This window comes from Photobacterium sp. 2_MG-2023 (assembly GCF_030547675.1).
GTDB classification, from domain to species: domain Bacteria; phylum Pseudomonadota; class Gammaproteobacteria; order Enterobacterales; family Vibrionaceae; genus Photobacterium; species Photobacterium arenosum.
This window is the reverse complement of sequence record NZ_JAUOQQ010000020.1, coordinates 1-15,244: the sequence shown is the minus strand read 5'-3', so window position 1 is coordinate 15,244 and position 15,244 is coordinate 1. Positions and strand designations below refer to the sequence as shown.

Annotated in this window: 15 protein-coding genes; 8 read left to right on the top strand and 7 right to left on the bottom strand. The window is 49.8% G+C overall.

The features are described 5' to 3' along the window. Nucleotides 1-34 precede the first annotated feature (34 nt). The 4 genes from Q4491_RS15450 to tsaA form a co-directional block, all read right to left on the bottom strand. Nucleotides 35-889, bottom strand: coding sequence for a GGDEF domain-containing protein (locus Q4491_RS15450; RefSeq protein WP_192017592.1), 855 nt, complete (start codon nucleotides 887-889; stop codon nucleotides 35-37). A gap of 93 nt (nucleotides 890-982) precedes the next feature. After that, nucleotides 983-2,107, bottom strand: coding sequence for a patatin-like phospholipase family protein (locus Q4491_RS15445; protein ID WP_192017593.1), 1,125 nt, complete (start codon nucleotides 2,105-2,107; stop codon nucleotides 983-985). A 165-nt stretch (nucleotides 2,108-2,272) separates the two neighbouring features. Beyond that, entirely contained in the window at nucleotides 2,273-3,988 is a 1,716-nt protein-coding gene (locus tag Q4491_RS15440) for a proline--tRNA ligase (protein WP_303458645.1), read from the bottom strand. Between the two features lie 127 nt (nucleotides 3,989-4,115). Continuing rightward, on the bottom strand, nucleotides 4,116-4,838 hold the full coding sequence (gene tsaA, locus Q4491_RS15435) for a tRNA (N6-threonylcarbamoyladenosine(37)-N6)-methyltransferase TrmO (protein ID WP_303458643.1): 723 nt from the start codon (nucleotides 4,836-4,838) through the stop codon (nucleotides 4,116-4,118). 143 nt (nucleotides 4,839-4,981) lie between these two features. Here tsaA and Q4491_RS15430 point away from each other — a divergent pair, with 143 nt between their 5' ends. After that, the gene (locus tag Q4491_RS15430) at nucleotides 4,982-5,245 is read left to right on the top strand and encodes a type B 50S ribosomal protein L31 (RefSeq protein WP_192017610.1); all 264 of its coding nucleotides are present in this window, start codon (nucleotides 4,982-4,984) and stop codon (nucleotides 5,243-5,245) included. After that, a complete protein-coding gene (gene ykgO, locus Q4491_RS15425) occupies nucleotides 5,242-5,385 on the top strand; it encodes a type B 50S ribosomal protein L36 (RefSeq protein ID WP_192017596.1) in 144 nt (47 codons plus the stop codon). The genes Q4491_RS15430 and ykgO overlap by 4 nt, the downstream gene beginning before the upstream one ends. A gap of 105 nt (nucleotides 5,386-5,490) precedes the next feature. On the opposite strand, the gene Q4491_RS15420 is transcribed toward ykgO, so the two are convergent. The 3 genes from Q4491_RS15420 to metN form a co-directional block, all read right to left on the bottom strand. Beyond that, nucleotides 5,491-6,315, bottom strand: a complete 825-nt coding sequence (locus Q4491_RS15420; RefSeq protein ID WP_192017597.1) for a MetQ/NlpA family lipoprotein — start codon at nucleotides 6,313-6,315, stop codon at nucleotides 5,491-5,493. Nucleotides 6,316-6,438: 123 nt separating this feature from the next. Further along, nucleotides 6,439-7,125, bottom strand: coding sequence for a methionine ABC transporter permease (locus tag Q4491_RS15415; RefSeq protein WP_120513953.1), 687 nt, complete (start codon nucleotides 7,123-7,125; stop codon nucleotides 6,439-6,441). Next, nucleotides 7,115-8,149, bottom strand: a complete 1,035-nt coding sequence (gene metN, locus Q4491_RS15410; protein ID WP_192017598.1) for a methionine ABC transporter ATP-binding protein MetN — start codon at nucleotides 8,147-8,149, stop codon at nucleotides 7,115-7,117. The genes Q4491_RS15415 and metN overlap by 11 nt, the downstream gene beginning before the upstream one ends. A gap of 341 nt (nucleotides 8,150-8,490) precedes the next feature. Between metN and gmhB the strand changes: the two genes are divergently transcribed. From gmhB to Q4491_RS15380, 6 genes are all read left to right on the top strand, one after another. Next, nucleotides 8,491-9,048: a D-glycero-beta-D-manno-heptose 1,7-bisphosphate 7-phosphatase gene (gene gmhB / locus Q4491_RS15405; protein ID WP_192017599.1), complete on the top strand. Its 558-nt coding sequence runs from the start codon at nucleotides 8,491-8,493 to the stop codon at nucleotides 9,046-9,048. A gap of 270 nt (nucleotides 9,049-9,318) precedes the next feature. Next, nucleotides 9,319-10,344, top strand: a complete 1,026-nt coding sequence (locus tag Q4491_RS15400; protein ID WP_192017600.1) for an ABC transporter permease subunit — start codon at nucleotides 9,319-9,321, stop codon at nucleotides 10,342-10,344. Nucleotide 10,345: 1 nt separating this feature from the next. Beyond that, nucleotides 10,346-11,389 (top strand): ABC transporter permease, encoded by a 1,044-nt coding sequence (locus Q4491_RS15395; RefSeq protein WP_237796158.1) that lies wholly within the window; start codon nucleotides 10,346-10,348, stop codon nucleotides 11,387-11,389. Between the two features lie 33 nt (nucleotides 11,390-11,422). After that, nucleotides 11,423-13,255: an extracellular solute-binding protein gene (locus Q4491_RS15390; RefSeq protein WP_303458639.1), complete on the top strand. Its 1,833-nt coding sequence runs from the start codon at nucleotides 11,423-11,425 to the stop codon at nucleotides 13,253-13,255. A 16-nt stretch (nucleotides 13,256-13,271) separates the two neighbouring features. Continuing rightward, nucleotides 13,272-14,141 (top strand): ABC transporter ATP-binding protein, encoded by an 870-nt coding sequence (locus Q4491_RS15385; RefSeq protein WP_237796156.1) that lies wholly within the window; start codon nucleotides 13,272-13,274, stop codon nucleotides 14,139-14,141. 32 nt (nucleotides 14,142-14,173) lie between these two features. Then, nucleotides 14,174-14,992, top strand: a complete 819-nt coding sequence (locus tag Q4491_RS15380) for an ABC transporter ATP-binding protein (protein WP_192017604.1) — start codon at nucleotides 14,174-14,176, stop codon at nucleotides 14,990-14,992. Nucleotides 14,993-15,244: the final 252 nt, after the last annotated feature.

Sequence of the window (15,244 nt, the reverse complement as noted above, 5' to 3'; positions counted from 1 at the left end):
ACCGCTATCGGCTATTGAGATCGAGTGAAGAGGGTTATTTAGAGCGCTTGTGCTGGTAGAGCTGGCGATCTGCCCGCTCTAATAAGCTTATCGGCGTATCACCACGCCGATAGGGGGTGGCGCCAATCGAGGTGCCTATGTCCAGGCTGCGCAGGGTATGGTCCTGATCTATCCGCGTCATGACGCGGTGAATGACTTTGCGTGCAGACTGCTCAGAGGCCGGTTGCAGCAACAGGACAAATTCGTCTCCGCCCATGCGGTAACATCGGTCTGAGGTGCGGACTGATTGTTTCAGGATCGACGAAAAACGGCGGATAACGTTATCGCCATCCAGGTGGCCATATTTATCATTGACCTGCTTGAAGTTGTCCAGATCAAACAATAGAAGTACCAGGCCAACCTGGCGGCGATCACTCATGGCGATGGCATGCAGTATGTCCTGATCCAGACAGCTGCGGTTACGCAGGCCGGACAGATGATCCCGCATCGCCATTTCTTTGATCCGGCGATACTCTATCGCACTGAATAACGGGCCGGCCAGGAGCCTGTGGTAGGTATGGAGAAGGTTAATTTCATCCTGATCCAGCGCGTAGGGTGTGTCGTACTGGATCTCCCCCAGAGAGTGATCGGCATACCGCAGGGCAAAGCACTGGCGGTTGTCCGTTCCTTGCCCGTGGCGTATCAGGGTGGTGGTGGTTTCATGGCGCCAAAGCATGCGACTGATATCAATCTGTTTCTCAACTTCCAGTGCAAAGACTTCCAGCAGCACAGACAGCTCAGGCTTGCCCTGCATTTTTTGCAGGATAAGCAAGCGCTGATCCGCACCCAGCGGCTTGGCGCGGGTTCGGCAGGTGTCGGTTTGCTTTTTGTGCCAGATAATTGGATCCATGACTAATATCATTGATAAGCAAGGTTTTTAATATATGAGATTTTGGAACTAGATCAATAGAAAATGGAATGAAATGAAAATCTCCCATTGTTTTTATTCTAAAAACGAACGTAGCTCACTTTCTCTCTCCTGGGCATCCAAATAACCGAGATTAATCAGTGCGTGTATGTAATTGGGCTCGAAAAGTATATAGCTGGTAAGGGCGGCATCGTCCTTGGGACTGATGCCTAGTAAGCGCATCAGAGAGCGGGCGGCCAGCGGCATATGGTGATAGAAAGCCTGGGCCAGAGGCTCAAATGACTGACTCGGGTACAGGTGCAGGGTATCAACCGATTTGACCGCCATCTTGCGCCTTTCATCGTCTGGCAGCTTGCTGAGCAAAGTATTGGTGTATTCCAGATGCTCCAGCTCAGCGGCCATGGTATCACTGAAAATGGTATCCATCAGATGGCCTGTCAACATGCCTACGCCAGGGGCCTGAGTGGGATCTTGCGGCCGTAATCTTTGATTGATCAAATCAATGATCAGAATCTTATCTGCGCCCATTTTCATCGAAGGACGCAGTGGCGTCAGTTGGTGAATTGATCCGTCGCCATAGTATGCCTGTCCAATCCGGCTGGCCGGGAAGACAAAAGGGATGGCTGATGAGGCCAGCAGGTGCTCTGTGGTGATCAGTGAACGGCGTCCTTTGGATTTCGAATAGGTCCAGGGCGTAATACTCTGCTGGCCCTGAAAAAAGCTGACGGTTTTCCCGCTTTTATAGCTGGAGGCTGTGATGGAAATGCCGTGCAGATTACCTGCCAGGATCTGCTGTTCCAGCCGACCGTAATTATTGACCTGGTTCAGCAACAGGCGCAGTGGCCGATTGTCCAGTAACCCGAACGGCGGCCTGGGGTGATGTTCTGCCCGCAGCCTTGCCAGCAGTTGATGTGATAAATGCTGGGTGATGCCCCAACCACTAGAACGGAACACCCGTCTGCTGTGCAGGCGTGCCCAGATCCATTCCAGCTTTTTTACTCCTAATCGAAAACAGGATGCATAACAGGCAATCGCAGTAGCGTTAATGGCGCCGGCAGAGGTACCACTGTAGATGACAAAAGGGCTGTGATGGTTACGGGGATACCACTCAGAAATCGCTTTCAGTACGCCAACCTGGTAGGCCGCTCTGGCGCCACCCCCTGAAAGCAAGAGACTGATTTTTGGCTTTTCCTTGCCCATGCAAAACGTTCCACTCAAGATACTAAACAGATGCGACAGACACTGGTGGCGTCTAGTCTAGTGATAATACTCAGTTTATTTGTAATTTAAACTGAGTATATGTGGCACAGACACAAAAAAGCCTCCGTCCGGAGGCTTTTTTTAATATTACGGGTCAGCAAAGGCTTAAGCCAGCTTTTGCTTAATGAAGTTTGAAATGCTGCCGGCGGCCACAGGCTCTTTCGTACCTGTGCGGCGGTCTTTGTATTCCACTTCACCGTTTTTCAGGCTGCGATCGCCGATCACCACAGTATGTGGCACACCGATCAGTTCCATATCGGCAAACATGACGCCAGGACGTTCTTTACGATCATCAAACAGTACCTCGATACCGGCAGCCGTCAGATCCGTATACAGTGCTTCAGCAGCCTGCTGAACTTCTTCTGATTTGTGCATGTTCATCGGCACAATGGCCACCTGGAACGGCGCAATGGCATCCGGCCAGATAATACCGTTATCATCGTTATTCTGTTCGATAGCCGCTGCGACCACTCGGGTACAGCCAATGCCGTAACAACCCATTTCCATTACGGCCTGCTTGCCGTTGGCATCCAGTACAGTGGCGTTCATGGATGAAGAGTAGTTAGTTCCCAGTTGGAAAATATGGCCCACTTCGATACCGCGTTTGAGCAAGATAGTCCCTTTACCGCATGGGCTTGGGTCACCTTCAATCACATTGCGAATATCTTCGACACGACCCAGCTCTACGTCACGGCCCCAGTTGATGCCAAAGTAGTGTTTGCCGTCAATGTTGGCACCGGCACCGAAGTCGCTCATCACGGCAACGCTGCGATCAACAATGAAAGTGGCAGGCAGATTGACAGGTCCCAGTGAGCCCGGGCCGGCATTCACAACGGCGCGGATTTCTTCTTCTGTCGCAAACTCCAGTGGTTTGGCAACACAATCCAGGTTTTCTGCTTTCACTTCGTTGAGTTCGTGATCGCCACGCACGATCAGAGCGATTAACTCTGCGTCTGACTCTTCAGACGCTTTCACGAACAGTGTTTTAACGGTTTTTTCAACCGGCAGGCCAAATTGCTCAACCAGCTCAGCGATGGTTTTAGCATTTGGTGTATCAACCAGCTTCATCTCCTCTGCTGGCTCTGCGCGCTCGAAGGCAGGCGCCAGCGCTTCGGCTTTTTCGATGTTGGCGGCGTATTCCGACTCGGTAGAGAAGGCAATCAGATCTTCGCCACTTTCGGCCAGAACGTGGAACTCGTGCGAGCCGCTGCCACCGATAGAACCGGTATCTGCCAGCACGGCACGGAAATCCAGACCCATGCGACTGAAGACGTTGCTGTAAGCACGGTACATGTCGTTATAGGTGTCTTGCAGGCTGTCTTTATCCAGGTGGAAGGAGTAGGCATCCTTCATGATGAATTCACGTGAGCGCATCACACCGAAACGGGGACGAACTTCATCACGGAACTTGGTCTGGATCTGGTACAGATTCAGTGGCAACTGCTTGTAGGATTTCACCTCATTCCGCACGATGTCAGTGATCACTTCTTCGTGCGTCGGTCCCAGTACAAACGGTCGGTCATGGCGGTCAGCAATTCGCAGCAGCTCAGGACCGAATTTGTCCCAGCGGCCTGTTTCCTGCCACAGTTCAGACGGCTGAACCACAGGCATCAGTGTTTCGACTGCACCGGCATTGTTCATTTCTTCGCGAACAATGGTTTCGACCTTACGCAGGACACGCAGACCTGTAGGCAGCCAGGTGTACAAACCTGAGGCCAGCTTACGGATCATACCTGCACGTAGCATCAGCTGGTGGCTGATGACTTCTGCGTCGTTTGGAGTCTCCTTCAGGGTAGAAAGAAGATATTTACTGGTACGCATTGATGGTATCCGTTGGTAATTATGAGGATTAATATTGAGAGCAGTATATTAGCAGCGTATCTGCCTTTCGCCAAAGGGAACCCGAGGCTTATTGGCTGTCCGGTGACTTCAGTCACCGGAAAACAGGTTAAGTATAGTCTGTAAGGTCAGCTTGCCCGGAGGCGACTATTTGTTCGACCAGGACTTTATGGCCTTCAAACCGAAACAGTACGTTGTAGTCAAACAATAGTACGCCATAGCGCTTGTCATCCGTTTTCGCTTTCTTATAGGCCGGGCGGGGATCCTGCGCCAGTACTTCTTCAATCACCGCTTGTTGATAGGCTGCGTCTTCGCCATCAAGCTGGGCCAGTGCAGCAGGGGTAAACTCGACGGGAAGCAGTTCAGGTATCTCTGCCGCAAAGCCGCCACTGGCATCCGGCACACTGTCGGAATAGGGAATATAGGGTTTTATGTCAATGACAGGCGTACCGTCAACCAAATCCACACCGGCCAAATCCAACAGCACCTGACCTTTTTCATGCCGCACGCCGTTCAGCTTGATCGCTGACATCCCTATACCGTTAGGGCGAAAAGTGGCCCGGCTGGCAAAGACGCCGATGCGGTCATTACCGCCTAGTCTGGGCGGTCTCACGGTAGGGCGCCAGCCCGCCGCCAGGTTCTGATCAAATAAAAACAGCAGCCACAAATGGCTGAACTGTTCTATGCCTCTGATCGATTCCGGCGTGTTCGCATCGCCGCAAAGCACCAGGGTTGCTCTGGCACTGGGTACCAGGCCGGGCTGACGGGGAACGGCGAATTTCTCTTTGTAAGGGGAGTGGATGACACCAATTGGCTCAATCTGAAAAGTCATTTTCTCTGTCATTCATGCATGTCGCTGCAGATCATATCTGCCAGACCTTAGCACATCTCAATGTGGTGTTGCTGAAAATCTTGTTGTGGGAAAAGCGCATTAAGTGTTATGTTATACTATAACATTTAATGCGAGGAGGCATGATGAAACCAGGTATCCATCCCGAGTACCGTAAAGTGGTGTTTCACGACACTAGCGTAGATAAATATTTCGTTGTCGGCTCGACACTGAAGACAGATAAAACCATCACATGGCAGGACGGCAAGGAGTACCCCTACTTCTTGCTGGACGTGTCGTCTGAATCGCACCCTTTCTACACCGGCAAGCAGCGGGTGATTAAGACAGAAGGCCGGATGGCAAACTTTAACCGCCGTTTTGCGGCGTTTGGAAATAAGGAAGCACAATGAAGGTATTAAGCTCACTCAAAAGCGCCAAGCTGCGCCATAGAGATTGCCAGGTGGTCAAGCGACGTGGCCGCATTTACGTAATTTGCAAATCCAATCCACGCTTTAAAGCCGTGCAGGGTACGGTGAAAAAGAAGAAGTAAAAGACCGAGCTGTCTGATCAGATCATTGTTCCCCATCCAGAACAACAAAAGCCCCTTTGCAGGGGCTTTTGAACTTTTATCGGCAAGGTGTTGTGAGGCGATGGCTTACCAGCCTTTGACAATGCCGCCTTTGAAGATCTCCATCGCTGCATCGTTCACCGCATCAGACTGATATGCCTTGATAAAGGTCTGCACGTTTTCGGCATTCACGTTATCTTCACGGGCAACAATCAGGTTCACATAAGGTGATTCTTTGTCTTCCACAAAGATACCGTCATGATCCGGAGACAAGTCGATAGTGCTGGCGTAGGTGTTGTTGATAATGGCCAGTTTGACGTCATCCAGAGAGCGCGGCAGTTGCGGTGCTTCCAGTTCAACGATGTCCAGGTTCTTTGGATTTTCAACGATATCCAGCACAGTGGCTGTCAGGCCTGCGCCGTCTTTAAGTTTGATCAGACCTTGTTGCTGCAGCAACAGCAGCGAGCGGCCCAGGTTGGTTGGATCGTTTGGCACTGCGATCTGATCACCGTCTTGCAGCTCATCGATAGAAGCGATTTTGCTTGAGTAGGCTGCAATCGGGTAGACAAAGGTGTTACCGGCAATCGCGAACTTGTAGCCACGGTCTTTAATTTGCTGATCCAGATAAGGCTTATGCTGGAAGGCGTTAACGTCGATCGAGCCTTCTTCCAGCGCCGCGTTAGGTGACACATAGTCGGTGAAAGTGATCAGCTCAACGTCCAGACCATACTTGTCTTTGGCTTCTTTGGCGGCCACTTCAGCTACCTGCGCTTCTGCACCGGCCATCACACCCACTTTGATTTTGCTGTTGTCAGCAGCAGCGGTAGATTCCTGTTTTTCGCCACAGCCAGTCAGTGCCAGAGCTGACGCCAGACCCGCGACTGCAAAGAAATGTTTAATATTCAGAGCCATTGTACTTCTCCTATTGTTCAGGGAATCCCTGTACTTTGTTGTCGTTGTATTTCTGTAACTTATCGGTTTCGCCGGCAAGCCATGTCCGGCGGATGTGAGTTTTCTGTTGTGTTCCCGTCAAACTTATCTGTGGTCGACGCGGCGGACCAGATGATCCCCGGCGGACTGGATCAGCTGTACTAACACGACCAGCATGATCACAGTGATCATCATGACTGTGCCGTCAAAGCGCTGATAACCATAGCGGATACCGACATCACCTAAACCGCCGCCGCCGACTGTACCTGCCATGGCCGAGTAGCTGACCAGAGTGACCAGAGTAATGGTGACGGCATTAATAATGCCCGGCAGCGCTTCCGGCAGCAGTACCTTGCGAATGATTTGCACTGGCGTGGCACCCATAGCTTGCGCGGCTTCAACCAGACCGCTGGGTACTTCGAGCAGTGCACCTTCCACCAGACGGGCGATAAAGGGAATTGCGCCGACTGTCAGTGGCACAATGGCCGCCGCAGTACCGATGGAACTGCCCACCACAAAGCGGGTGAATGGAATAATGGCCACCAGCAGAATAATGAACGGGATGGAGCGGCCGATATTAACCACACCACCCAGCACTTTATTAAAGCCCGGGTTGGCCAGCAGGCCGTTGGGCTTGGTCAGGTGCAGAGCGACACCCACAGGAATGCCGATGGCGAAACCAATCAGGCCGGAAGCGAAGACCATCATCAGTGTTTCGCCTAAAGCGTCCGTCAGCAGACCAATCAGGCGTTCGTTGGTTTGCCACCAGGTGGCGATAGAATCAAGCAACATAACCCAGCACCTCTACATTTACTTTGTGTTCGCGAAGGAAAGCGATGGTTTGTTGTGTCGCTTCTTCAGAGCCAAAAAATTCCGCCAGCATCAGGCCGAACTTCACACCGCCGGCATAGTCCATGTCGGCACTCAGAATGTTGGCATCAATACCGAACTGCCGCGATGCCTGACTGAGCAGTGGCGCATCCACGGAAGCGCCGGTGAATTCCAGCCGTATCAGAGGGTAGTTAGTCTCTGTACGCTCTGTTTCCAGGCGCGCTTTATAATCTTCCGGTATCGACAGATCTAAGGTAGAACGGATAAATTCACGTGCCAGTTCTGTTTTCGGATGGGCAAAGATATCACCCACCGGACCTTTCTCGACCAGCTCGCCGTTGCCTATGATGGCCACTTCTGAACAGATGCTTTTCACCACGTTCATTTCATGGGTGATCAGCAAAATTGTCAGGTTCAGCTTATTATTGATTTCTTTCAGTAACTCAAGAATGGACTGGGTGGTGGCCGGATCCAGTGCGCTGGTGGCTTCGTCACACAACAAAACTTTAGGATCAGAGGCCAGGGCACGGGCAATAGCCACCCGTTGTTTTTGTCCGCCGCTGAGGTTTGACGGGTAGGACTGATGTTTGTCAGCTAAACCAACCAGATTGAGCAATTCGGTTACTTTGCGTTTGACTTCCGCTTTATCCGTGCCAGCCAGTTCCAGCGGCAGCGCGACATTGTCGAAAACGGTGCGGGACGATAACAGATTGAAGTGCTGGAAAATCATGCCGATTTTACGGCGAGCCAGTGTTAATTCCTGATTAGAGAGCTGAGTGAGATCGATACCATCAACAATGATGTGTCCTGAGGTTGGCTTCTCAAGCAAGTTAACGCAACGTATCAGGGTACTTTTTCCCGCACCGGACGCACCGATGACACCAAAAATTGTGCCTTGCTCAATGCTGAGGTTGATATCGCGTAAGGCGTGGATGTCTTTATCCCCGACTTTGAAGGTTTTATTGACCCTGTTGATCTCTATCATGCTGTGTCCTGCTACTGCTTTTTTAACTTGCTTGCTGTGTTGTAAACCAGCATAGCTTTATGGTCGTCATTTCGCCTGCATTAGTGTTTTTGTGTGTAGTTTAAGCGATAGACCTTGTCATCTTCTTGTGTTACCGGAATTTTTCCGTGTCATCTGTTGTGGATGCTAGGGTGTCTAGATGGCTAAGTCAATAGATATTTTTACGTCTAGACGGCTAAATCAAAAAACACTGCGATTCAGCCGGAAAAGTGTCAGCCAGTCTGCCTGAGGATAAAGAGATGATTCCGTGTGTCAGCCATGCCATAATTTAGCGAATTTGATTTCTATCTTTAGGTGATCGCTTGGCTAAGCCTGCTGTGTTTATTGATCGTGACGGCGTCATTAACGTTGATCACGGCTATGTCCATACTGTTGACGATTTTGAATATATCGAAGGGGTGTTTGACGCCTGCAAGAAACTGAAAGAGCAGGGTTACCTTCTGGTGCTGGTGACCAATCAGGCCGGTATTGCCAGAGGCATGTATACCGAAGATGAATTCCTGACCCTGACAGAGTGGATGGACTGGAATTTTGTCGATAACGGTGTTGAATTTGACGGCATCTATTACTGCCCGCATCACCCGACAGAAGGAAAGGGCGATTATCTGCAAGATTGTGATTGCCGCAAGCCCAAGCCAGGCATGTTTATTTCAGCCCGCGATTTTCTGAACATTGATATGGCCCGTTCAGTGATGATTGGCGATAAAACCGATGATATGACAGCGGCGCAAGCGGCTGACGTGGGCACCAGAATTCTGGTGCGTACCGGTAAGCCAGTCACTCAAGAAGGGGAGGCACTGGCTTCGGTTGTGCTCGACAGTGTCGCGGATGTCCCGGCCTGGTTAGCGGCCAGCAACTAACTGTCCGGCATCTTTAAGGTTCACAAAAACAGACACGCTCAAAACGTGTCTGTTTTTTTATATCTGTATAGTGACCACTCTGATGGCCTGCCAGGTGGGTCAGAATATCAGGACAGTATTTTCCCTTTGATACAGGGGGAAATATAAACTCATGTTTTTATTGTCAAATAGTGAGCAGGCTGCTGTTTGGATCATCATTAAACATTCAACCAACTGCTATACTGACTAGACCAAGGAACAGGCGGACAATGACAGGAGTCATTTACCTTCATGCTTTCATACTTTTTGCGCCGTTTGGTGCTGGTAATCCCCACTTTTATCGGCATTACGATTCTTATTTTTGCCCTCACCCGTTTTGTGCCGGGCGGACCGGTCGAGCGTATGCTGGCCAGTATTCAGGCGCAGCAAAGTATGTCTATGTCTCCTTCTATGGCAGGGGAAAGCAATGCACTGTCAGAAGATCAACTGGCCGAACTCAATGCGTTTTACGGATTAGACAAGCCGGTCTTTGAAGCTTATTCCGAGTGGCTGATGAAAATGCTGCATCTGGACTTCGGATTGTCGACCCGTTACTACGAACCTGTCTGGGACATGATTATGGACAGGCTGCCGGTGTCCATGTTCTACGGCGGTGTGACCTTTTTTCTCAGTTACTTTATCTCTATTCCTCTGGGTTACTACAAAGCCTTAAAACACGGCAGCGGCTTTGACTCCGGATCTTCAATTCTGATTTTTGTCGGTTATGCCTTGCCGGGGTATGTGGTAGGGGTGATGCTTATTACGCTTTTCAGCTATCAGCTGGAATGGTTTCCAATGGGCGGCTTTGTCAGTGACGATTTCGATGACTATGAATCACTCTGGCAGCAGGTTAAAGATATCCTCTGGCATGCCTGTCTGCCGCTGATTTGTTATCTGATTGGTGATTTTGCCACTCTGACAATGACGATGAAAAACAACATGATGGAAACATTGTCAGCGGATTATATCCGTACAGCTATCGCCAAAGGGTTACCCTTTTCGACCGCGGTTCGCCGCCATGCGCTCCGCAATAGTCTTATTCCTATCGCCAGCCACTTTGGCAACTCCTTGCTGTTCTTTATGACAGGGTCTTTCTTGATTGAGGTGATATTCAATATTGATGGGATCGGTCTGCTGGGGTACGAATCTATCATTGAGCGGGACTATCCTGTGGTGATGGGAATCGTTGCGATAAATGCTGCGTTATTAATGCTGGGCAATATCATTTCCGATGCTTGTGTTGCCATGATTGATCCCCGAGTGAGATTCGGAGCCTGAGATGCTGACACTTAGCCCACTGACAAAAAAGAAAATCCAGCGTTTTAAAACGATAAAGCGAGGTTACTGGTCACTGATAATATTATCCACACTGCTGGTGTTATCCTTCTTTGCCGAGTTTTTGATTAACAGCAAAGCGCTGATCGTCAAATATCAGGGGGAGTACTATTTTCCGGTCGTCAGCGATGTGCTGCCTGGCACTCAGTTCGGGCAGGAGTACCAAAGCGAGGCACAGTACCGGGAATTGCAGCAGGCTTTTTCGCAAAGCGATACGGATAATTTTGTGCTGATGCCGCTCGTGCCCTGGAACCCCTATGAACAGGATTTTAGCGGGGATTATCCTCCCACCGCGCCTGACGCCCAGTCCCGGCATTACCTTGGCACCGATACCATAGGGCGGGATATTCTAGCCCGGCTGGTTTACGGTTTTCGTATCACTATGGGTTTTGCCTTACTGACCATGGCTATTTCCTATGCCATAGGTACAGCTGTCGGCTGTGCGATGGGTTTTTGGGGCGGAAAGTTTGACTTGCTGGTGCAGCGTTTTATTGAAATCTGGTCAATGGTGCCTTTTCTCTATGTCATCATGATACTTGTCTCTATCACTCAGCCTTCGTTTACGCTTTTTGTCGCCATCAATGTGCTGTTCGGCTGGATGGGGATGACCTGGTACATGCGCACTATGACCTACAAAGAAGTGGCCCGGGATTACGTCATGGCCGCGAAGGCACTGGGCGCCTCAAACTGGCGGATTCTTTACGCGCACATTTTGCCCAATGTTATGGTGATGATAGTGACATTGGCTCCGTTTACCATAGCAGCCAATATTACAGCGTTAACGGCACTGGATTATCTTGGTCTGGGCTTAATGCCGCCGACACCCAGTTGGGGAGATTTACTGCAGCAAGGGAAATCGAATTTGGGTGCGCCCTGGATAGTGATTACCGTGGTGACGGCCATCGTGCTGGTCCTGGTAATGGTGACCTTTATTGGTGAGAGCGTGCGTGCGGCTTTCGATCCGAAAAAATTTACCCGTTATAGTTAATAAAGACGTGTAGCCAGATAACAAGGATGTACGATGAGAAAGATACTGAACATTTTCGCCTTTTGGACCATCACATTGAGCGGTGCACCGGCAGGGGCAGCCGAGCTTCCGGCCGGGCTGAAATGGGAGTCTAATCTGCATGAGCCGCGTTTTGCTTCTCCGCATGCCAAATTCGGCGGCACTTTTAATACTTATATTGAGAGTTTTCCGCAGACATTTCGTATCGTCGGACCGGATTCCAACGGCCGCTTCCGTACCTGGCTGCTTGACAGCCGACCCGCTGCAGTAACCCGTCATCCTGATACCAAGGCCTGGATCCCGGATATCGCCAGTGAATGGGCTTATGGCAATGACGATAAAACCGTTTATTATCGTATTAACCCCAACGCCAGATGGTCTGATGGAAAGCCTATTACGGCGGATGATTTCATCTATGTACTGACGTTTATGCGCTCCAAAGACATAGTTGCCCCCTGGTATAACACCTTTTATACCCAGCAGATTGCCGATGTCGTTAAATATGATGCTCACACCTTTGCTGTGGTATCAGCAGAAAAACGCAATAAAGAAGAGTTGATGCTGTACACCAATCTGCAGCCCCGTCCCGCTCATTTCTATAAACCGAAAGTCGATAAAAACAGTGATGGGGTAGAAGATAACTTTGTTCGCTACTACAACTTTAAAGCCGAGCCGTCCGCCGGCCCGTATTACATTGACGATATCAAAAAAGGCAAGTCGATCACTTTCAAACATGTTGGCAAAGACTGGTGGGGATACTCAAATCCTTATTATCTGTATCGTTATAATGTCGAGAAAATTCGCGTTAAAGTGATACGCGACAAAGACATTGCCCGTCAGCACTTTGAAAAAGGCAATCTGGACTCTTTCTGGCTGGACACCCCGGAGCTGTGGCGCGAGAAGTCGGACACCCCCAATTTTGAGCATGGCTATATCCATAAGTTTTGGGGATATAATCAAGTCCCCATGGGCGCGGGTGGATTATGGCTAAATACCGCCAAACCACTGCTGGGGAATCTGGATATCCGTAAAGGCCTGGCATACGCCACCGATTTTGATGGTCTGATTGAGAAAGTCTTACGTGGTGATGTCATCAGGAAACCCAATCCTATGGGAGTCGGGCATGGTGATTACACCAACAGCGAGCTGAAAGCGCCACCGTTTGATCCGGATACCGCGATTGAGTATTTTACAAAAGCGGGGTTCGGTAACATTGGCCCGGATGGCATTCGGATCAACGATAAAGGACAGCGGCTTTCGTTTGCTATCACCTACAGCTATGGCTACCTGACACCACAAGTGGCTTATCTGAAAGAACAGGCCAAACTGGCCGGGCTCGAATACACCCTGAATCTGGTTGATGGTTCATCGGCATTCAAATATGTGCTGGAGAAAAAGCACGAGCTCTCTTTTCACTCTATGGGCACCAGCGAAATCCCCCAATACTGGGAATATTTCTACTCTGAGAACGCCAATAAGCCGCAGAATAATAACTTCACCAATTACAGCACCCCTGAATTAGACCGGCTGATCCTGGCCTATCGTTCCGAATTTGACTTGAATAAAAAGAAAGCTCTCGCCAAGCAAATACAGGTCATTGTGGCAGACGCAAGCGTCATTATTCCTGGTTACATGCGCCCCTATGCCCGTGAAGCTTACTGGCGCTGGCTGCAGATACCGCAACCGGCGATGACAAAATCCACTGAATTTCTGTTTCCCTCGGGGACGTTCCGGGATCTGGGCACGTATTGGATTGATGAGTCGCTGAAGCGTGAAACCAAAGCGGCTATGAAGTCAGGCAAAACCTTCGAGCCCGTCACTATCATGGAAGAGGCATACAAGCTGTAAGCGGGCGGAGGGCGAAATGAACGAGCATCAGGTTATCCTGCGGGTAGAGGGGCTGGAAACTGAGTTTTGCACAGATGACGGTGTGGTAAAGGTACTGCACGGCGTGTCATTTGATGTCAGAAAAGGCCGCACTCTTGGGTTGGTCGGCGAGTCAGGGTCAGGAAAAAGCGTGACGGCCATGTCTGTCATGGGCCTGCTGCCAAAGCCTTATGGCCGGGTAACCAATGGCAAGGTTTTGTACCGGGAGACGAACTTACTCGAACTTTCCGCCCAGGACATGTGCGCTATGCGTGGCGATCGCATATCAATGATCTTTCAGGACCCAATGACAGCACTCAATCCTGTGTACACCATAGGTAAACAGCTTAACGAAGTGCTGGCGCTTCATCGTCCGGAACTGAACAAAAAGGAGCGTAACCGTTATTCACTGGACATGCTGAATAAAGTGCAGATACCCATGGCCGAAAAACGCCTGCATGAATATCCCCACAGCTTGTCCGGCGGCATGCGGCAACGGGTGATGATCGCCATGGCGCTGGCCTGCAAGCCAGACATTCTGATCTGTGATGAGCCGACCACGGCACTGGATGTCACGATCCAGGCCGAAATCCTGAAATTGATGAAGGCACTGCAGGAAGAAACCCAGATGGCGATGATCTTTATTACCCATGATTTGGGTGTAGTGGCGGAAATTTGTGATGATGTGGCTGTTATGTATGGCGGTAAAGTGCTGGAAACGGCCGATGTGTTTGAGTTGTTCGACCATCCCCGGCATCCCTACACCCAACGGCTGTTGGGATTGATGCCCAGCGCTGAACGTCCAAGCAAACAAATGATTCCGCTTGAACCCATAGATCCATCAAGGTTTCCGGAATTTGGGGAATAGAGTGGCAACTACGCAAAGGAGTGGGTGTCTTCATGGACGACATTTTACGTATTGAGAACCTGAAGCAGCACTTTGTTTCAGGTAAAGGAATATTTAAAAAGGGCTACACAGTGAAAGCCGTTGATGGTGTCTCTTTTTCAATAAGAAAAGGAGAGACCTTAGGGCTGGTGGGGGAATCCGGCTGCGGCAAAAGTACACTGGGCCGAACCATTCTGAAGTTGCATGAGCCGACAGAAGGTAACATCTTTTTCGACGGTAAGGATATTACGCACTTGTCTCCTCGCCAGATGCGCCCGCTCAGAAAAGATATGCAGATTGTGTTTCAGGATCCTCTGGAATCGCTGAATCAGCGACATACGGTAGGCATGATTCTGGAAGAGCCATTTATTATCCATAATGTAGGAACATCAGCCGAGCGTAAGCAATGGGTACTGGAATTGCTGAATAAAGTCGATTTACCTGCTACTGCCATTAATCGGTATCCTCATGAGTTTTCTGGCGGGCAGCGCCAACGAATCGGAATTGCCCGCGCGATTGCACTAAAACCTAAATTATTAATCTGTGATGAATCTGTCTCTGCTTTGGATGTCTCTGTCCAGGCGCAGATATTGAACCTGTTACTGGCGCTGCAACAGGAGATGAAACTCACCGTGATTTTCATTTCTCACGATTTGTCAGTCGTAAAGCATGTATCAGACAGAGTCGCGGTTATGTACTTCGGCAAACTTGTTGAGATAGGAACGGCTGAAGAGATTTATCATGCACCGAAAGCGGATTATACGAAAACCTTATTAGCTGCGATCCCTATCAGCCATCCATCGCAACGGAAAAGACCTGCAGTACCTCAATAATTTCCTTTTAAAGCGGGTGAAATGTGCTGTTTTTAGGCTTTATGTTTTGGTGTTGTCTAAAAAATAGACCAACGAAATAAAAATCAAAAAAAACTATTGCGCTGTAAGAACATCTCTCTATAATGCGCCCTCGTTGTCACGATAAACCGCACGGCTTAACGGGATAACAAAACGTTCTTTAACAATTTGACCATGCAATCTGTGTGGGCACTCGACAATGATACAGTCATAAAAGATTTATCAGTGAACTGA